Annotated in this window: 14 protein-coding genes, 2 tRNA genes and 1 pseudogene; 9 read left to right on the top strand and 8 right to left on the bottom strand. The window is 49.1% G+C overall.

What is annotated here, in order from left to right; translation table 11 throughout:
- Positions 1-24 precede the first annotated feature (24 nt).
- Entirely contained in the window at positions 25-1500 is a 1476-nt protein-coding gene (locus BMY60_RS04300) for a hypothetical protein (protein WP_256250682.1), read from the bottom strand.
- A 1023-nt stretch (positions 1501-2523) separates the two neighbouring features.
- Here BMY60_RS04300 and BMY60_RS04290 point away from each other — a divergent pair.
- The 5 genes from BMY60_RS04290 to BMY60_RS04270 are packed head-to-tail and all read left to right on the top strand — an operon-like array spanning position 2524 to position 6273.
- Positions 2524-2973 (top strand): universal stress protein, encoded by a 450-nt coding sequence (locus tag BMY60_RS04290; protein ID WP_090331518.1) that lies wholly within the window; start codon positions 2524-2526, stop codon positions 2971-2973.
- Positions 2974-3030: 57 nt separating this feature from the next.
- Positions 3031-3564: an urease accessory protein UreE gene (gene ureE / locus BMY60_RS04285; RefSeq protein ID WP_090331516.1), complete on the top strand. Its 534-nt coding sequence runs from the start codon at positions 3031-3033 to the stop codon at positions 3562-3564.
- A gap of 9 nt (positions 3565-3573) precedes the next feature.
- Entirely contained in the window at positions 3574-4542 is a 969-nt protein-coding gene (locus BMY60_RS04280; protein ID WP_090331514.1) for a metal ABC transporter substrate-binding protein, read from the top strand.
- Between the two features lie 8 nt (positions 4543-4550).
- Positions 4551-5336, top strand: a complete 786-nt coding sequence (locus BMY60_RS04275; RefSeq protein ID WP_090331512.1) for a metal ABC transporter ATP-binding protein — start codon at positions 4551-4553, stop codon at positions 5334-5336.
- A 7-nt stretch (positions 5337-5343) separates the two neighbouring features.
- On the top strand, positions 5344-6273 hold the full coding sequence (locus tag BMY60_RS04270; protein ID WP_090331510.1) for a metal ABC transporter permease: 930 nt from the start codon (positions 5344-5346) through the stop codon (positions 6271-6273).
- Between the two features lie 36 nt (positions 6274-6309).
- Here BMY60_RS04270 and BMY60_RS04265 read toward each other — a convergent pair whose 3' ends face one another.
- Positions 6310-6966 carry a response regulator transcription factor gene (locus tag BMY60_RS04265; RefSeq protein ID WP_090331619.1) on the bottom strand — a complete coding sequence of 219 codons (657 nt, stop codon included), beginning with the start codon at positions 6964-6966 and terminating at the stop codon, positions 6310-6312.
- A gap of 362 nt (positions 6967-7328) precedes the next feature.
- Positions 7329-8000 (bottom strand): response regulator transcription factor, encoded by a 672-nt coding sequence (locus BMY60_RS04260; protein ID WP_090331508.1) that lies wholly within the window; start codon positions 7998-8000, stop codon positions 7329-7331.
- A gap of 396 nt (positions 8001-8396) precedes the next feature.
- Between BMY60_RS04260 and BMY60_RS04255 the strand changes: the two genes are divergently transcribed.
- Complete coding sequence (locus tag BMY60_RS04255; RefSeq protein WP_177166576.1) at positions 8397-8831, top strand: universal stress protein; 435 nt, start codon at positions 8397-8399, stop codon at positions 8829-8831.
- 100 nt (positions 8832-8931) lie between these two features.
- On the opposite strand, the gene BMY60_RS04250 is transcribed toward BMY60_RS04255, so the two are convergent.
- From BMY60_RS04250 to BMY60_RS04235, 4 genes are all read right to left on the bottom strand, one after another.
- Positions 8932-9513 (bottom strand): Hsp20/alpha crystallin family protein, encoded by a 582-nt coding sequence (locus BMY60_RS04250; protein WP_090331504.1) that lies wholly within the window; start codon positions 9511-9513, stop codon positions 8932-8934.
- Between the two features lie 108 nt (positions 9514-9621).
- Positions 9622-11106 (bottom strand): glutamate synthase subunit beta, encoded by a 1485-nt coding sequence (locus BMY60_RS04245; RefSeq protein WP_090331503.1) that lies wholly within the window; start codon positions 11104-11106, stop codon positions 9622-9624.
- A 51-nt stretch (positions 11107-11157) separates the two neighbouring features.
- Positions 11158-15756: a glutamate synthase large subunit gene (gltB, locus tag BMY60_RS04240; protein ID WP_090331500.1), complete on the bottom strand. Its 4599-nt coding sequence runs from the start codon at positions 15754-15756 to the stop codon at positions 11158-11160.
- Between the two features lie 211 nt (positions 15757-15967).
- On the bottom strand, positions 15968-16816 hold the full coding sequence (locus tag BMY60_RS04235) for a S1 family peptidase (protein ID WP_256250681.1): 849 nt from the start codon (positions 16814-16816) through the stop codon (positions 15968-15970).
- 147 nt (positions 16817-16963) lie between these two features.
- Between BMY60_RS04235 and gltX the strand changes: the two genes are divergently transcribed.
- The 3 genes from gltX (at position 16964) to BMY60_RS04220 (ending at position 18599) form a co-directional block, all read left to right on the top strand.
- Positions 16964-18367, top strand: coding sequence for a glutamate--tRNA ligase (gene gltX / locus BMY60_RS04230; protein ID WP_090331498.1), 1404 nt, complete (start codon positions 16964-16966; stop codon positions 18365-18367).
- 47 nt (positions 18368-18414) lie between these two features.
- Positions 18415-18490: transfer RNA gene (locus tag BMY60_RS04225), tRNA-Ala, on the top strand.
- Positions 18491-18523: 33 nt separating this feature from the next.
- Positions 18524-18599 (top strand) — tRNA-Glu (locus tag BMY60_RS04220).
- 365 nt (positions 18600-18964) lie between these two features.
- Here the strand turns inward: BMY60_RS04220 and BMY60_RS16160 are convergent.
- Positions 18965-19099, bottom strand: a pseudogene (locus BMY60_RS16160) (IS630 family transposase); the annotation flags it as partial.

Raw genomic sequence — 19099 nt, 5'->3', positions numbered from 1 at the left:
TTGAAACCGTATTTCAACAGTCTGTTAAATCTGTATCTGAAACGACAATTTAAATACATTGACTTTTTCTCCAAAAGCGTCAGGCGCATAATTCAAGCCTTTCGTAAATAAGTCGCCGTATTGATAGTACGCCGAAATACGGGCATTAAAACCATCAATAATATAGTTCACGCCGCCTTCAACTTCTTCCCGGTTGCTGCTGTTATCCGGCTGCACGCTGGTATATCTGCCGTACGGCTGGAACTGGCCGATTCCTATTTTAGTGGGAAACAAATACAGTCCGGTTACCGTCCAGGATTGTCCGTCAAAAATACAAAAACAATCCGGATCTGCAAACGCCCTGCTGTCGTAATCCGCATAGAAATGTTTATATTCGCCGTTGACGGTGAATACGCCAAGGTTTTCCGGCAATACCTTTTCAAACAGAACATCGGTTACCAGACCGAGAAAATCGCTGCGGCTTGCAAGGGATCCGGCACCATTTTTCTGGTATGCAAAACCAAATGCCACAGCGAGTATATCGCCGGCGGTTCCGTAATACGTGCTGCTGGTATAGTAGCCAGGATTATTTTCGGGATTTAAAAAATTATAGGTGACACGGCCGGCCCACTTTACATCGTCGCCCTGATTGGGCCCCAGGTCATTTTTTGATGACAGCCCCCTGAAAACACCGCCCGCATAGCTCAATGTACCGGGGAGAAAACCGGGTTCAAAACTTCCCCAGAATGTTCCGCCGTCATCACGGCCGTACCGTCCAGCTCCACCCGCGCCAAAATTAGTACTGAAATCACTCGGAAAGAATGGAGTTTTAAACGGATCGTGCGTTGCCTGAAAGTAAGGGCCGCTCAGTTCTCCACGCTCTGTCGGAACCAGCATGCGGCCACCCCAGACATTGAAATAGCGGTTATATTCGAACTTGCCGACGGCATCCAGCACTGTGAAAAGAATTTTTGGATCATCGCCTTTAGCCGTGTTGTTACACCAGAAGCATTCGGTATTAAACTCAAACTTGATAAACCGATGAATCTGTCCATTTACATAGATACGGGCATTGTCATTGCTGTAGCGGTCCCGGTAATTGTTCTGCTCATTCTGCGCCCATACACCTGAACCCCGGTAACCTGCGCCGATGGTTAACCATCGATACTCATCATACTCCATTCGAAATTTGAATTTATCAAACCCGACTTTTACATCGCCGATTTTGGCATGGTTGGCCTGGAAGTTATTGCCCCGGAGCCACCAGTCCAGTTCTTCCCTATTGCCGACACCGCCTGTTTCATCATGACCTGGACTGGCTTCGAGTTCGCCGCCATCAAGAAAGTCCGCGCGTGCATCGGCCGCAATAATTGTGCCGGCCAGCGCCATGGTTATTGCAAAAAACAAACACAGCAGAAATTTCCACGGTTTATCGTTTGGGTAACGATACAAAGGCCCGCTTTCTGGCCTGCCTGTGATGATGCCGGGCCTACAATGCATCCTTGCGAAATAAAACTTCATTCACGTATCTCCCACTTTTTTGACGACAAATGACATGCGGCCTATTTATTATTTTAATAAAAACAGAATGCTAAATTCTGCCGGAAAAACTTTTAAAGCTTTGAAGCATTCATCAATTTTAAATCGATTGTTTTTCTGCCTGGATTGCGGATTTGATCAAGCAAAAGGAGCAGTTGAGCTTTGCGCATTTCTTCATTTCGATTTTCGTATCATACATCATTTCAGTTCAGTTACCCGTTTCATAAAACGAAACAGACGTCACACCAGCGCGAGTGAATAATTTCAGGGACACCGGAAATAATTCATTGATTGTTAACACCCCGCGTTTATATATTTTTTGCAAATTTCTCCGGAAAACGGATACAGATCGCAACCCTGATAGATAGTAAGCTGGCTGGCGATCTTCTACCAATAGGGAATGTTTTGTTTTCAACTCGGGGGGACTTTTATTTTTTTATCAGGGGAATTTTTATTTTTATCTAAGAAAAACCATTAGAAATTTGCGCCGGTGATTGCCAACTACAGATAGTTAAGTTGAAATATCCGCATACCGGAAACTCGAAAGATCAAAAATCTGATTTTCCGGCTGCATGTGTGTGTTCAGAAAGTATTGACAGTTTTATGCGAGTTGAAGTCTACTAGGGGTGTTCCCGATGAGTGAATTGCTTCGGTTGCTCCTGAGATGACGCCGGGATCGTTTGTTTGTGCAGAGCTGGATCGGCTATACACCATGCGTACTCCGGCTTGCCGAGACCCCAAATGGAAAATGGATACCGGCAAAAACAGTCCACTAATTGAGAACGGCCCTCAATAGCCTTCTTGGCAGCAGACCATCGTAGCAATGATCTGCTTGCCGGTAACTTGAATGACTGCGGTCTAGTGACAAAAGAAATTACGGGTAACCGGCGTGGGGGGCGTTTTGCATTAAACATCGCTGCCGTCAGAAATCCCGAACAACGATAACAGCGAGCAACGATGTTTGAACGATCTGCATTTTCAATTAATTGAAGAGGTTTGCCTGAGATGGAATCTAAAAAGGTATTGGTTACTACAGATTTCTCCGATGTGTCGTTTGCTGCCCTGACCTATGCAGCAAAAATGAAGGAAAATCAGATTACACTTTTAAGTATTCTGCAAATGGGTGATGTCCCGCCCGATCTGTTGAAACAAATGCCGGACCCGGGCGTTATTCAGGAGTACCGGGAGAAGGTTCTGGAACAAACAAAAGAAAAACTCGAATCCATTGCCAATCAATTTTTTACCGGTACAAACATAAAAACTGATGTCGTAGTATGTGACGAAGATGTTGCATCTGAAATTTGCACATATGCAAAAGACGATGCGATTGATATGATTGTTATGACCGGTCAGGGCAGAGGTGCGCTGGGCAGTTTATTTATCGGCAGCACCGTTCAGAAAGTTCTTAGAATGGCGACAGTTCCGGTTCTGGTCATTCCCAAAACAGCAGAATGACAGCAAGAGCAAGTAAACGTAAATAAACGTATTTAAGGAATCGAATAAGGAATAACAATGCTCATATTAAATACGAAAGTTTCGCACGCTGATTCAGTCTATGCGCGCCTGGTCCTGCCTTATGAGTTACGTGTGAACAGCCGCTTGCGAACCACACTGGATTCGGGCGAGGAAGTGGCCATTTTTACGCAACGGGGCACGGTTTTAAATAATCACGACCTGCTCAGCAGTGAGGATGGCAAGGTTGTTGAAATCATATCCGCCGAGGAGCCCACGTATCGCATCACATGTAATTGTGCGCTTGACCTGCTGCGCTGCGCTTTTCATCTTGGTAATCGGCATACCGTCACCCAGGTGGCGGATGGATTTTTGCGAATCTATCAGGATAGTGTGCTGAAAGAAATGCTGGAAGGCCTCGGTGCGACAGTCGTTGAAGAATCAGCACAATTCGAACCGGAATCCGGCGCTTACAGTTCGGGCCACCACCATCACGGCGAACATCATCATGGCCACAGTCATAGTCATACACACGAACCGCTGGCGCCGATCCCCGCGCGGCAGAAGATACACCGCGCAACTGAAAAACACTAATATATTCACATGAAAAAGCTGTCGTTAGCGGACACAATATTTATATTTTTTGCGGCACTCGTACTGACTTCAAGCCTGGCGCATGCTGAAAAAACTGAAAAGATACTGCGTATTGCGACGACCGTACCGCCGATAACCAATATTGTAGAAAATATTGGCGGTCCACTGGTTACAGTTTCCGGCATTGTTCCAAATGGAATGGATTCGCATACATTTGAACCTGTACCGACTGATGCAAAAACGTTGGCGCATGCAGATATTATTTTCGTTAACGGCATGAGTCTCGAAGTGCCAACAATTAAACTGGCCGAAAAAGTAAAAAAACCCGGTACACCGATTATACGCCTGGCGAACGAAACGCTGCCCGAGGAAGAATGGCAGTATGATTTCAGTTTTCCCAAAGAACATGGCAACCCCAATCCCCACCTTTGGCCGAATATTGCGCTGACAATACGATATGTGGAGATCATCCGTGACCGCTTGGCTGAACATGATCCCCGGCATGCCGATATTTATGCAGCAAATGCATCAACCTACATAGCCAAGTTGACACAGCTTGACCAGGCTATCTTTGCGTGTGTCAACACCATTCCAAAAAACAGCCGCAAGCTGGTGACCTATCATGATTCGTTCGCCTATTTCGCGCCCCGCTACGGAATGGAAGTTATCGCGGCAATACAGCCTGCAAGTTTCACCGAACCCGGCCCACGCGATATTGTGCATATCATCGAACAGATCAAACGTGAAAAAATTCCGGCAATTTTCGGGTCAGAGGTTTTTCCCAGCAAAATTATGGAACAGATCGCCCGTGAATCGGGCGCCAGGTTTGTAGACGAACTGTCGGACGATGAATTACCGGAAAAACCCAACCATTCATTTATCGGCATGATGGTCAACAACATCGAAATCATGACTGAGGCGTTAGGCGGCGACAGCGCCTGCGCAAGTCATGTAGATGCCGGTAACCTGCTTGATTAATCTGCAGGATGCCCCCTGCCATTCAATTGATCAATGTCACAACGAGTTATGAGAATAATGTCGTTTTTACGCGTTTATCGCTTCAAATAGAATCGGGTCAGTTTGTCGGTATAGTCGGTCCAACCGGATGCGGAAAAACAACCTTGCTTAAAACGATTCTGGGCGCGCAAACGGTATTTTGTGGCCGGGTCTTATTGAATGGCCAACCGGTCGAACAAGTCCGTAACAAAAAAATCGGTTATATTCCACAACTGGAAAGCGTTGACTGGAGCTTTCCGGTTACCGTGGAAGATGTCATTATGATGGGGCTCTATCCCGGCAGGCGCTTGTTGCCATGGCAAAGCAAAGCGGAGCGTGCGCGTGTTGAGGACCTGGCCGCGAAACTGGGAATTTATAACTGCCTGCGCCAGCATATTGCGCATACGTCCGGCGGACAACGCCAGCGCGCGTTTCTAGCGCGCGCTTTGATCAATAACCCTAAGCTTTTAGTACTTGATGAACCAACTTCCGGTGTGGATATCAAAACGCAGCATGAAGTTCTCCATCTGCTGGGCGATATCAGCAACCAAGGCATGACCATCATATTGACAACGCATGATTTAAATGCAGTTGCCTCTCATTTGCCCCGGGTGATTTGTTTTAACAACGGTATCGTCGCGGAAGGCCGGCCGCGTGATATTTTTACCAACGATATTCTCACCAAAACCTATGGCAGCGACATTATCATCATCAAGCACGGAGACTATCATCTAATCGCCAACAGCACGCCACTAAAATTCAATCACACAATGTAACGCATCAATGCAACTTTTTCTCGAACCGTTGTATTACGAATTTTTCCGGCATGGCCTGATAGCTGCTGTTTTGGTTGGCGCTTTATGTGGATTGGTTGGGGTGCATGTTGTGCTGCGCGGCATGAGTTACGTCGGCCACGGCTTGTCTCACGCCGCGTTTGGCGGCGCGGTGGTCGGCTTCGTACTCAATTTCAATTTTTATATTGGCGCCGGCGTTATGGGTCTGTTTGCGGCATTAATGATCAACCAGCTGACAAAAAACAGAAAGATCAAATCAGATGCAGCTATCGGTATTGTTACTACCGCCATTTTTGCGCTCGGCGTGGCGATCATCAGCCAGCAGCGCAATCTAAACAAAAGCCTCGAGGCAGCATTATTCGGCAATATTCTGGGAATAACAGACAACGATTTGATGATTATCGGACTGGTTACTGCGGCTACAATAATCATCATATTCTTTTCATACAGGCCGCTGCTTTTTGCCACATTTGATCAGGAAGCAGCGCAGGTTTTCGGCATTAGAACCGGGGCGCTGCAATTACTTTTTTCCTTGTTGCTCACATTATCCGTCATTGTTGCAATGAACATTGTTGGTGTAACGATGATCGCGGCTGCTTTAATTATGCCGGCAATGACAGCACGCATGCTGACAGACCGGTTCAGTATGATGCAGCTATTTTCTGTCGCAATAGGCGTTATGATCGGAGCCGGCGGTATGTTTTTGAGCTATTTTTTTAATGTTTCCTCGGGTGCAACGATTGTATTGTTTGGCGCCATGATATTTTGTTTTGCTGTTTTAATCAGACATATCCGGGAAAAAATCGCCTTGCAGGCCAATTTTCACCGGCATGGCAATCTGATTCATTCACATCCGCTTGACAGCAAGCTTCACAATCATGACCATGCAGAAAATACCAAAAAAATTGATACGCATTGAATAACCCGAAAACAAGCCGAAAACAGGCTAAGGGTTCTATTGTTGTCCGCTGACCCAGCGCGTGGCATAACGTATCAAGTCGGTTCTGTCTTTTAAATTCAATTTAATTCGAATATTAAAACGATGCGTCTCGATTGTTTTAACGCTGCGGCCAAGCAGCTGGGCAATTTTCTGGCTGCTGCACCCTTCCCCGATCAGATTCATTACTTCAAATTCACACGGGGTTAGCGTATTGATCAGCTGTTCTGTATCATAACGTTTAATTGTTACTTTATTCAGTAGTTTGGTGTACATCTTCTTGCTGAGAAAAATATTGCCACCGAGTACTTCACGAATGGCGCTGATCAGCACCTCGCCGGATTCCTGCTTCATGACATAACCACGGGCACCTGCCTGCAAGGCCCGTTCAGCATAAATTTCTTCGTCGTTCATGGAAACAAAAAGTACGGGCAACACGGGATTCAGGGACTGTATATCCTTTATGATTTCAAACCCAGAAATTGTCCTGAATGTTACGGCTAACAGCACGATATCGACATGACTGTTATGATTCAATGCTGCTACCGCTTCACGACCATCTTTAGCTTCGGCGCATACTTCCATATCTGACTCAAGATTGACAAGTATCGCGATACTTTGCCGCATCATAGCATGACCATCCACCAGCATAACCTGTGCTTTTGAAGTTGGCATATTAATCATTCGTTATCAATCTATTATATATTAGAGGCGAAGCTTAGTACTCAGTCGTCAGAAATCTGCATGCCTGACCCGGACAACGAACCCTGCATCCAGAAATTTGTCAAATCACATTGCTGTTTTATGTGCGTTTAATTTGCATGATAAAGTGATTCAATTGTACGCGATTGTATGGTGTTTTTATCTGCTGTACAGTAAAGAATGGCGTGATTATTTCAGCAGTAAAATACATTCTTTGATTTTTCGGATGAACAACAAAAGAAGCTGACGGGATGACAATTACGCACTTAGTTTTCTGACACAAAAATGCGTATATCGGATAGATGCACCGAATTCAATGACGGCATCTTATATTGTCAAGACATTGATTTTCTGAGTTCGTCCAGATTCCACTGCGTCGCGTAACGTATCAAATCAGCACCATCTTTCAGATTCAATTTAGTGCGAATATTAAAGCGATGTGTTTCAATTGTCTTAACACTCCGGTTGAGTAATCTGGCGATTTCCTGGCTGCTATGTCCAGTTCCAATCAAATGAAAAACTTCAAATTCACTGAGGGTTAGCGTGTTAATCAACTGCTCGGGTTCCGAATATCCGGCTGAAATTTTCCTCAGCAGTTTGGCATGCATTTTTTTACTCAGATAAATATTGCCTTTTAACACCTCACGTATCGCGGTTATCAGCACTGCACCCGGTTCCTGTTTTGAAACATAACCGCGCCCGCCAACCTGTAAGGCCCGTTCAGCATACGCATCTTCATCATGCATGGAGACAAAGAGTACAGGTAATGCAGGCAGCAGAAGGTGCATGCTCTTAATGACCTCGAAACCTGGAACGGTCTTGAGTGTTATATCAAGCAAAACAATATCCACTCGTCCATTTTTTTTAAGCAGGGTCAAGGCCTCGGTACCATCACCAGCCTCAGCGCACACCTCCATATCGGGCTCCATGTTGACAAGCAATGTGATGCCATGGCGCATCATGGCATGATCGTCTACCAGCATTATTTGTGTTTTTGGACCAGACATACTAAAGCATTCGTATTAACTGACACGACACTGTGCTGCTCTACACTTAAGGGAATTAGTCTTGTACGCACACGCTATTGCATATATTCCATGCTTGTCCCATTGTTGCTCATACATACATATCTATCTGTGAAATATCGCCATTCAATGAAAAAAGATAACACCAGGCCGCAACGCGTTCATTGCTAATAATACACTCATTTTCAGGCGAGAAGCCAGATTCGGCAATCTATGCCATGGTTTTCGCTATGCCGAGGAGTGCCGTCATGTGTTATTGCCGGTTCCAGTGAGCTTACCAGTGTATGGAAACATTAAGACATGACACCACACAGCTTTTTAAGTATTATGAGCACATAACTTGCATCCTATATGGAGCAACAGGCCAAGGAGTTTTCCGTGTATAACAAGATTGTTGTTGCAGTTGATGGCAGCGAAACCGCTCAACAGGCTCTGGTTGAAGCAGAGAATATAGCAAAAACATACAATGCGGAACTATGTATCGTTCATGCAATCGTCCTCACCATGGGCGGCGACCTGGAAGGCGACAAAAAAAAGGGCCAGGATATTATTGATCAGGCCAGATCCGCTGTCACCATATCAAATGTAAAAACGCAGCTGCTGGTCTCTAAATCCGGTTTCGGCTTAATTGGCATTATTGAAACCATTGCCGATGCGGTTGCAGACCGGGATGCCGATCTGGTTGTGGTCGGAACGGCCAATCGCAGGGGACTGAAGCGATTCTTTTTAGGCTCTGTTGCAGAACAGCTTATCACGCATGTTGATGCATCAATATTACTGGTGCGTCCGCCTCAAAATCTGAGGCGTCAATAGTTTATTATTCCTCTGTAACCGGCCAACCATCGACACCTGTCAAAGTACGATGGCTGGCCGGTAATTTTTCAATCAATCGCTTAGGGGGTGTCGCCATGTGCTATGCGCTTTTGATAGAAATTTTCTTAACGTCCGATTTGCCGGTTTCCGTGCGCGGGACGTTAATAGTCAGTAGCCCTTTATCCATGCTGGCCTGAATACCGTCGGTATTCGCATCATCCGGTACCGCAAGCACGCGCTCAAATGCACCATAACGGCATTCTTTGCGGTAGTAATGCCTGTCTTTATCTTCCTGCTCGTCCTGTTTGGTTCCTTTGATTACCAACACCCGGTCTTTTAATTCAATCGACAGGTCATCCTGCGACAATCCGGGCGCTTCAAGCGTAATGGTATATTGCTTATCATCGCTGGCGATATTAATACTGGCTCTGAAAGCCGGCGTCAAATCATCTGAAAAAAGCCGGTTCAGAAATTCTGATCGCGAACGGTCAGGCAAACCAAAACCACGAAAGGCATCATCAAACAAGCGATCAATTTCCCTGTGCAGCTGATTCAGATTGTTGACTTGCGAAACCGGCGATAATGACTGGTTGTCCGGTTTAACCTGAATAGCCTCATGTTTAGCTTCTTCAGGTTCTTCATGCTTGAACCAGTTCCAGGGATAAAGTTTATGTAAATCCATGTCAAATCCTCCTCTTAATCACATTGATTAAACGCATCTTTAAGACTCTCTATTGGAAAATAGGGATTCCGGATTTTTTTTCAATATGGCGGTACCCGGCAAACAATTTCAGGGCAGTGCGGTCGTTCCCATCAGATAGCGGTCGCATTCACGTGCCGCACCACGTCCTTCATGAATCGCCCAGACAACCAGGCTCTGGCCCCGGCGCATATCACCGGCAGCGAAAACACCGGCGATATTGGTCGCATATTTTCCTTCCTCAGCTTTCGCGTTAGAACGCCCATCGCGCTCAACAGCCAGCTGGTCGAGAATGACATCCTCCGGGCCAAGGAACCCCATCGCTAACAACACCAGATCGGCCGGCCATTCTCTATCGCTTCCCGGAATTTTTTTGGGCGAAAAACGGCCATTCCCGTCCTGAATCCATTCGACATTGACAGTATGCAGGGCTCTGACATGGCCATTGTCATTTCCAGAAAACTGCTCGGTCATTATCAAATACGCACGCGGATCGTCTCCAAAACGGGCTGCAGCTTCTTCCTGCCCGTAGTCAAGCTTGTAGACCTTCGGCCATTCAGGCCAGGGATTATCTGGCTGCCGCGCACCCGGCGGCCGCGCCATGATTTCAAACTGGGCAAGGCTTTTACATTGGTGGCGCATCGCCGTTCCAACACAGTCGGTGCCTGTATCGCCGCCGCCGATAACAATCACATGTTTGTCTTTAGCCGAAATTACCGTATTGCTGCTGAAATTATTGTCCAGCAAATGCCTGGTATTGGCATGCAGAAATTCGATTGCGAAGTGAACGCCTTCGAGATTGCGTCCTTCGATGGGCAGGTCGCGCGGCCGGGTCGCACCACAGCAAAGCACGACAGCATCAAATTTTTCCCGCAGTGCGGTAGCCGCAAGTCCTTTGCCAATGTCGGTGTTGGTCACAAAAAGCACGCCTTCACGGGCCAATAGATCGACGCGTCTTTGCACAATCGCCTTGTCGAGTTTCATATTGGGAATACCGTACATGAGCAATCCACCGACGCGGTCGGCACGTTCATAAACCGTTACCTGATGACCGGCGCGGTTCAACTGTGCAGCGCATGCCAGCCCTGCCGGGCCTGAGCCGACAACAGCCACTTTCTTTCCGCTGCGTTGCGGCGGGGGCTCCGGGACTATCCAGCCTTCTTCAAAACCTTTGTCAGCAATCGCCTGTTCGATAGTTTTGATGGCAACCGGCGGATCGATGATGCCCAGCACACATGAACCCTCGCAGGGGGCTGGGCACACACGGCCGGTAAATTCAGGAAAATTATTTGTTTTATGCAGGCGCTCCAGCGCCTGTTTCCATAAGCCGCGATATACCAGATCATTCCATTCCGGAATCAAATTGTTGATCGGACAGCCGGAAGCCATACCGCTGATCAGGGTGCCTGTATGGCAAAACGGCACACCGCAGTCCATGCAGCGGCCGGCCTGTGTTTTGAGTTTCTGCGCTGAAAGATGTGTATGAAATTCGCGCCAGTCGCGCACCCGTTCCAGTGGCGAGCGGCTTTCAGGCAGCTCGCGCTGATATTCTATAAATCCGGTTGGTTTGCCCATGTTACTGTCACCTCCTGCCGTTGAGCAGCATTGGCGTAGTTTCGGCGCATGCTAATTTCCGCTGATACGCGCCAGATCATTCCTGTTCTCCTCAAAGGCCGCCATAACCGCTTTTTCTCCAGTCATTCCTTCATTTTCTGCGCGTTCAATCGCGTCCAGCATACGCCGGTAGTCTTTCGGCATGACCTTGATAAATTTGTGCACCTTGGCATTCCACGCCGCCAGAATTTTTTCTGCGTGTTCACTGCGGGTCGCAGCGGCATGCTGAGCGATCATGCGTTTGACTGTGTCAATATCTTCGCCGTCCAGCGCCTCCAGCGCAACCGTTTCGGGATTGCACAGACTGCAGAATGCATCGTGTTCGTCATAAACGTACGCGATTCCACCCGACATGCCAGCAGCGAAGTTACGCCCGGTAGAACCGAGCACAACCACACGGCCATTGGTCATATATTCGCAACCGTGATCACCGACCCCTTCAATGACGACATGCGCGCCACTGTTGCGTACGCAAAACCGTTCGCCTGCCGTACCGCGAATGTAGGCTTCTCCGCCCGTAGCGCCGTAAAACGCCACATTACCGACTATGATATTTTGCTCTGGTACAAACGTTGATTGTTGCGGCGGGTACAGAATCAGTTTGCCGCCGGACAGCCCCTTGCCAACATAGTCGTTGGCGTCCCCTTCCAGCTCCAGCGTCAGGCCCGGCGGTATAAATGCGCCAAAACTCTGGCCGGCGGAACCTTGAAAACGAAAATGGATCGTGTCTTCCGGCAAGCCGTCCGGGCCAAATCGCCGTGTGATTTCGCTGCCCAGCATGGTGCCGACCACACGGTTGGTATTGCGGATGGCCAGACCGGCCTTAACCTTTTCACATCGTTCCAATGCCGGCTCAGCCAGATCCAGCAGCGCCAGATTATCGAGCGCGTTTTCGAGTCCATGGTCCTGCGGTATCTGGCAGTAACGCCCCACCTCAGGCCCAACCTGCGGTTGATACAGTATCTGCGAAAGATCCAGCCCCTTAGCCTTCCAATGATCAATCGCCTGCCTGGCTTTCAGTCGATCGGTACAGCCGATCATTTCATTGACCGTGCGAAAACCCATTTGCGCCATTAATTCACGCATTTCCTGGGCGATGAAACGCATAAAATTGACGGCATGATCCGGGCTGCCGGTAAAATTCCTGCGTAATGCAGGATTCTGCGTTGCCACGCCGACCGGGCAAGTATCCAGATGACAGACCCGCATCATAATACATCCCATAGCGACCAGAGCGGTGGTGGCAAAACCGAATTCTTCAGCGCCCAGTAACGCGGCGATCACCACATCGCGCCCGGTTTTTAACTGACCATCGGCTTCCACCGCAATACGGCTGCGCAGGTTATTCAATAATAATGTCTGATGTGTTTCCGCCAGCCCGAGTTCCCACGGCAAGCCGGCGTGTTTGATGCTGGTCAGCGGTGAAGCACCGGTGCCGCCGTCATGTCCGCTGATCAATACCACGTCCGCATGCCCTTTGGCCACGCCGGCGGCAATGGTGCCGACACCTGCTTCCGATACCAGCTTGACGCTGATGCGGGCGTGATGGTTGGCGTTTTTCAGGTCGTGAATCAGCTGCGCCAGATCTTCAATCGAATAGATATCATGATGCGGCGGCGGCGAGATCAACCCGACACCCGGCGTCGAGTACCGCACCCTTGCAATCCACGGATACGCCTTGCGGCCCGGCAGTTCGCCGCCTTCGCCGGGCTTGGCGCCCTGGGCCATCTTGATCTGCAATTCCTTAGCCTGGGTCAGGTAATAGCTGGTAACGCCGAAACGCGCCGAAGCAACCTGCTTAATGGCGCTGTTACGTGAATCGCCGTTCGCATCGGGAATATAACGGGCCGGATCTTCTCCGCCTTCTCCGGTATTGCTTTTGCCACCGATGCGATTCATTGCAATGGCCAGCGCCTCATGTGCTTCCTGACTGATAGAGCCGTAAGACATCGCCCCGCTTTTAAAGCGCCTGACAATACTTTCCACCGGTTCCACCGCTTCGACTGGAATTGGACTGTCGGCATATTTTAGTTCCAGCAGGCCGCGCAATGTTGCCAGCCGTTGCGACTGATCATCGATAAGCGCGCTGTATGCTTTGAACGTTGCATAATCACCGTTGCGGCAAGCTTTTTGCAGCAGGTGTATGGTTTTGGGATTGAACAGATGCAGTTCACCATCCTTGCGGTACTGGTACTGGCCGTAAACATCCAGCGTAAAGCGGTCTGCAGCCGGTTTCGGAAAAGCTCTTGCATGCTGTCGCACCGCTTCCCGGGCAATTTCGGCCAGACCGATACCGCCAACACGCGAAACTGTCCAGGTAAAATACCGGTCAACGAATTCCCGGTTCAGCCCGACTGCCTCAAAAATCTGTGCGCCGCAATAGGACTGAACAGTCGAAATACCCATTTTTGACATCACTTTTACAATACCTTTCACTGCAGCCTGATTGTATTGTTTTACCGCCTCGCGATACTGAATGCCGGGCAGCATGTCCTCTAGAATCATATCGTTTAGGGATTCATACGCCATGTAGGGATTGATCGCCTGTACACCATAGCCCAGTAACAGGCAGAAATGATGCACTTCACGCGGCTCGCCGGATTCAAGCACCAGGCCGACCCGTGTGCGCGCTCCCGCACGGATCAAATGATGGTGCAGCGCTGCGGAAGCCAGCAAAGCCGGGATCGGTGCATAATCACTGTCAATTTGCCTGTCTGACAGAATCAGAATGGTTGCGCCGTCGGCAATAGCCCGGTCTGCAGCGTCAAACAGTGTGTCCAGGGCATGCTCTAGCGCCTCCTTGCCGCCGGCCGCCCTGAATCGGATTGGCAGGGTTGCGCTGATCATTCCTGGCCGGTTGAGCTGGCGTAATTTTTCCACATCCGCATTTTTCAGGATTGGCGTCTGGAGCCTGAGCCTGCGGCAATTTTCCGCCCCCGGCCGCAGTAAATCACCTTCGCAACCCAGGGTAAGCGTGGTAGCGGTAATCAATGCCTCACGAATCGGATCGATAGGCGGGTTGGTGACCTGGGCAAAAAGCTGTTTAAAATAGTTGTACAACAGCTGGGGTCGATCGGACAGCACGGCCAGCGGCGTATCCGTCCCCATTGAACCAATAGGCGAAACGCCGTTTGTTGCCATCGGGCCAATGATCAGGCGCAAATCTTCAAAACTGTAACCAAAAGCCAGTTGCCGCTGCAACGTCGCACGATGATCGTTCAGGAGCGTTTGTCCGGCATTAGTTGGCAAATCGTCGATATGCAGCAGATTCTCGTCCAGCCATTTGCGGTAGGGTTGCGCCGTGGCGATTTTCAGTTTCAATTCGTCGTCGCTGACAATCCGCTGCTCCTGCGTATCGACCCAGAACATGCGGCCCGGTTGCAGCCGCCGCTTTTCCAGAATCCTTTCCGGCGGCACATCGAGCACACCCACTTCGGACGCCATAATGACCAGGTCGTCAGTAGTAACGTAGTACCGTGACGGCCGCAGACCGTTGCGGTCGAGCATGGCGCCCACACCGATTCCATCGGTAAAGGCGATGGATGCCGGGCCGTCCCATGGCTCCATCAGGCAGCTGTGATACGCATAAAAGGCGCGCTTTTCCGCACGCATGCCGGGATGATTCTCCCACGGTTCCGGAATCATCATCATCATCGCGTGCGGCAAGGCATAACCGCTCAATACAAGAAACTCAAGACAATTATCGAACTTGGCCGAATCACTGCCATCCTGCTGAATCACCGGAAACAGTCTGGACAGGTCATTACCGAACATTTCGGAATTCAGCATGGCCTCGCGGGCGCGCATCCAGTTTTCGTTGCCGCGCAGCGTGTTAAATTCACCGTTATGAATCATGCTGCGGTACGGGTGTGCGCGCTCCCAGCTCGGAAATGTATTGGTGCTGAAGCGCGAATGCACCAGGCCCAGCGCCGATTCGACAGCGGCATCGGATAAATCAGGATAAAAAGTGACGACCTGCCGCGGGGTTAACATGCCTTTATAGACGATTGTACGGCTGGACAGGCTAGGCAGGTAAAAATAATGTCCGCCGTCAATATTCCCGTAACGGATTGTGTTCTCGGCCAGGCGGCGGATTACGTAAAGCCTGCGTTCAAACGTCCGGTCGTCTTGCAGTCCGGCATGCCGGCCTATGAAAATCTGGCGTATGAACGGTTCGCATGACCTGGCGGCAGCACCCAGATGAAAGTTGTCGGTGGGCACGCTGCGCCAGCCGAGTAGCAACAGCCCTTGCTGGCGCACGATAGCTTCCAGCCGTTTTTCACAGTGGTGGCGCTGCTCTCTGTCAGGCGGCAAAAAAACCATGCCGACACCGTACTGCCCCGGTCCGGGCAGCTGAAAACCGAGTCCTTCGCAGGCCCGCTGCAGATGTGCATGCGGAATCTGCAGCAGAACACCGGCCCCGTCGCCGGTATTTTCTTCACAACCACAAGCGCCGCGATGATCAAGGTTTTGCAAAACCGTCAATGCCTGCTCAACGATTTGATGAGACGCTTTACCTTTGATATTGACGACAAAACCAATACCGCAGCCGTCATGTTCAAAAACGGGCTCATATAGGCCCTGTTTACAAGGAATACTGGAGAGTGTCATATTCGCATCCCTTCTATTTTGTGAATCACACTGTGCCGCGTCAACTTCTATGTGTAAACATTATCCGCTTTTTTCACAGCAATGGACATTTTTTGACGACACCCCTGGTTGACTGCGCCTCGCATAGTTATGCAGGCCATGCACAGCATTCGGTATTCAGATGTTTAGCCGATATTGTCTTCCTCCGGATTATCAACGATTGTACGGACTTTTATTGAACCGGAACATTGGACCGTTTAAGTAAATCCGCAATATATTTTCCGGGTATTGCATAGCTGATCCCGCTGGGCGCGGATAACGCAGCTTCTTTGCTGCCTTTGACGTACACCATATTGATAATGCCATAAACCAATCCGGTGTCTGGATCGTACAACGGACTGCCGCTGTTACCCGGATAGGCAACGCCGTCGAGCTGAAACACCAGGAAAGGGGATTGCAGTTGTCTGATCAATTTTGCATCCAGCTGTGCTGTGTTGTGCGCAGGCCTGATAATTGGCGTAATGGAGGAGATAATTGCCTGATGCGTAACAGGATAAAAACCGAGCACCATCCCTATTGGAAAACCGGTATAAGCCATTTTTTTTCCTTCTCTGACGGTCTCCGATTCGCCGAACCGCATCACAGGCATGGCAGCGCCGCTGATTTTCAGCAAAGCGATATCATGCGCTCTGTCTAAGGAAACAATGGCAGCATCCCGGAGCTCGGGTTTATTGTCCTGTCCGGTAATGACAACATGTTTTTCCATTTTCTCCAAGTCCAGCGCTTCGGGGATCACATGCGCATTGGTGACAACGTGCAGGCCATCGCCAACAACAAAACCTGTACCCCTAAAAGTGATGGGGGGAGAATTCATTTTTTGATACGTTCCGATGCCGACAATGGCGGGTTTGATTCTGGTGATGGTTTCTTCCAATTGCGTGTTGCCAACAGATGATAAAATGCACAGGCTGAACGCGACAAGAATGCACAATGTTCTCCGGTTACCGTGCATTAACAGTTGCCGGAAAAAAAAGATCAACGATAATTTAATCATAATTAAAAAGGACTGTATTTCAGTCATTACACAAAATCCGAGAATCAAATAACTACTAACGAATGGTGCCTGAAACTGTACTATCCAGATTGCAAGATGCGTTATGGATGACCTCAAGACAAATAACAGTATCGCGGCACATTATCACATTATTACTGAATTGCTAATTGACTTATGACCGTACGAACCCGATTCGCACCCAGCCCGACCGGTTATCTTCATATCGGTGGCGCGCGCACTGCGCTGTTTTCATGGGCTTACGCACGCAAACACGGCGGCCAGTTTGTGCTGCGCATAGAGGATACCGACCTTGAACGTTCAACCAAGGCGTCGATTCAAGCCATTCACGACGGCATGGACTGGCTAGGCCTGGACTATGACGAAGGGCCGTTTTATCAGATGGAACGTCTGCAACGGTATCAGGAGGTTGCACAGCAATTACTGGAGAATGATCAGGCGTATTATTGTTATGCCAGCAAGGAAGAATTGGAAGCAATGCGCCAGCAGCAGCTTGCAGCCGGTTTGAAACCCAGATACGACGGACGCTGGCGCGATTCCAAACTAACGCCGCCTGCAGACATCAAGCCGGTTATCCGTTTTAAAAACCCGCCGTCGGGTTACGTGACGTTTAGCGACCTGATTAAAGGCAAAATCACCGTTGCCAATCAGGAACTGGACGATCTGGTGCTGATCAGAAGCGACGGCATTCCCACCTATAATTTCAGCGTGGTACTGGACGATCTGGATATGAATATCACGCACGTGATCCGGGGTGACGACCATGTCAATAACACACCCCGGCAAATCAATATTCTGAAGGCGCTTAACGCACCGTTACCGGATTACGCGCATGTACCCATGATACTGGGTGCAAACGGCGAACGGCTGTCCAAGCGGCACGGTGCGGTGTCGGTAACGCAATACCGTGAAGACGGTTATTTGCCGGAAGCTTTGGTCAACTATCTGGCAAGGCTGGGATGGTCTCACGGCGACGAAGAAATTTTCAACCGGGAGCAGCTGGTTGAATGGTTTGATTTAGGATCAATCAACCGTTCCCCGGCCAAATTCAACCCCGAAAAACTGCACTGGCTCAATCAGCAATACTTGAAAAAAACCGACAACAGCCGTCTGACCGAGCTGGCCAGACCTTTTCTGTCAAGAGACGATTGCAATCTGGATCAAGGCCCGGACTTGACAAAAGTGGTTGATCTGCTGAAAGAAAGAGTCAACACCGTAGAAGAACTGGCAGACGCCGCCGTGTTCTTTTTCCGGCCACTTGAACCTGCCGAAGAATTGCGGCAGCAATTTTACACCCTGGAAAGCAGAACGGTATTGTCGGATCTATTGAAGAAGCTGATTCAGCTGGAAAACTGGGACAGGGAATCAATTCATCAGGCAATCAAGGACACCGTAAAAGCACAAGGCGTCAAGTTTCCGAAAGTCGCCATGCCGCTGCGCGTGATGGTTACCGGAGAAGTGCATACACCATCCATCGACGCCGTGCTTGAACTGCTGGGGCGCGATGAAACACTCGCGCGCATGACCGCCCAGATGGATAAGTTTCTGGATTCGGAATGACTTTACTTTGATAGCGCGCCTCAGTATAATCCTTGTTCCTTTGATCAGGGGGTATAGCTCAGCTGGGAGAGCGCTTGCATGGCATGCAAGAGGTCAGCGGTTCGATCCCGCTTATCTCCACCAGTTTCTTTAAAAGCTAGCGCTAATATTCACTAGGTCCCCATCGTCTAGAGGCCTAGGACATCGCCCTTTCACGGCGGTAACAGGGGTTCGAATCCCCTTGGGGACGCCATTCTTATATTCCGGTCAAAATCGTTGCCTAACATCTTGAAAGGCAATGATAAATCATGGGTTCGATATCCTTGATTTCGGACATAAATCAGACGGTCGGAAAAGGTCAGTTTTAGCACCGCTCGCTTGTCTTCAAATCTTCCTAAGGACCAGATTTTATGGGGTTCTTGAAGGAATTGTAACGAGGTTCGATACATTTCGTCATAGTGTCTGATTGGACGACCGCAATTGTTAATTTTTTCCTCGATGATAAGCTTCTGACTTTGTAGGTCTGTCGTTTTTCGAGTGCTTTAGCCACTAGCGGCGATTCTGCATCGACAACCCGATCAAGAAGCTAGTATTTCGATTCATTAAATTATTTACAAATTAAACGATTTCGAGATTGAATTTCTTCCAGCGGTAAACAACAGGAGTAGAATTAATTTCCTCGATTCCTTTAAGTATCCGTTCCCGCAATTCGGCCTTGGAGGAAACACGAATATGCCTCAAAAACGTCCGCGC

The organism is Nitrosomonas sp. Nm51, from assembly GCF_900111165.1.
Lineage (GTDB): Bacteria > Pseudomonadota > Gammaproteobacteria > Burkholderiales > Nitrosomonadaceae > Nitrosomonas.
This window is presented reverse-complemented; position numbering and strand designations above follow the sequence as displayed.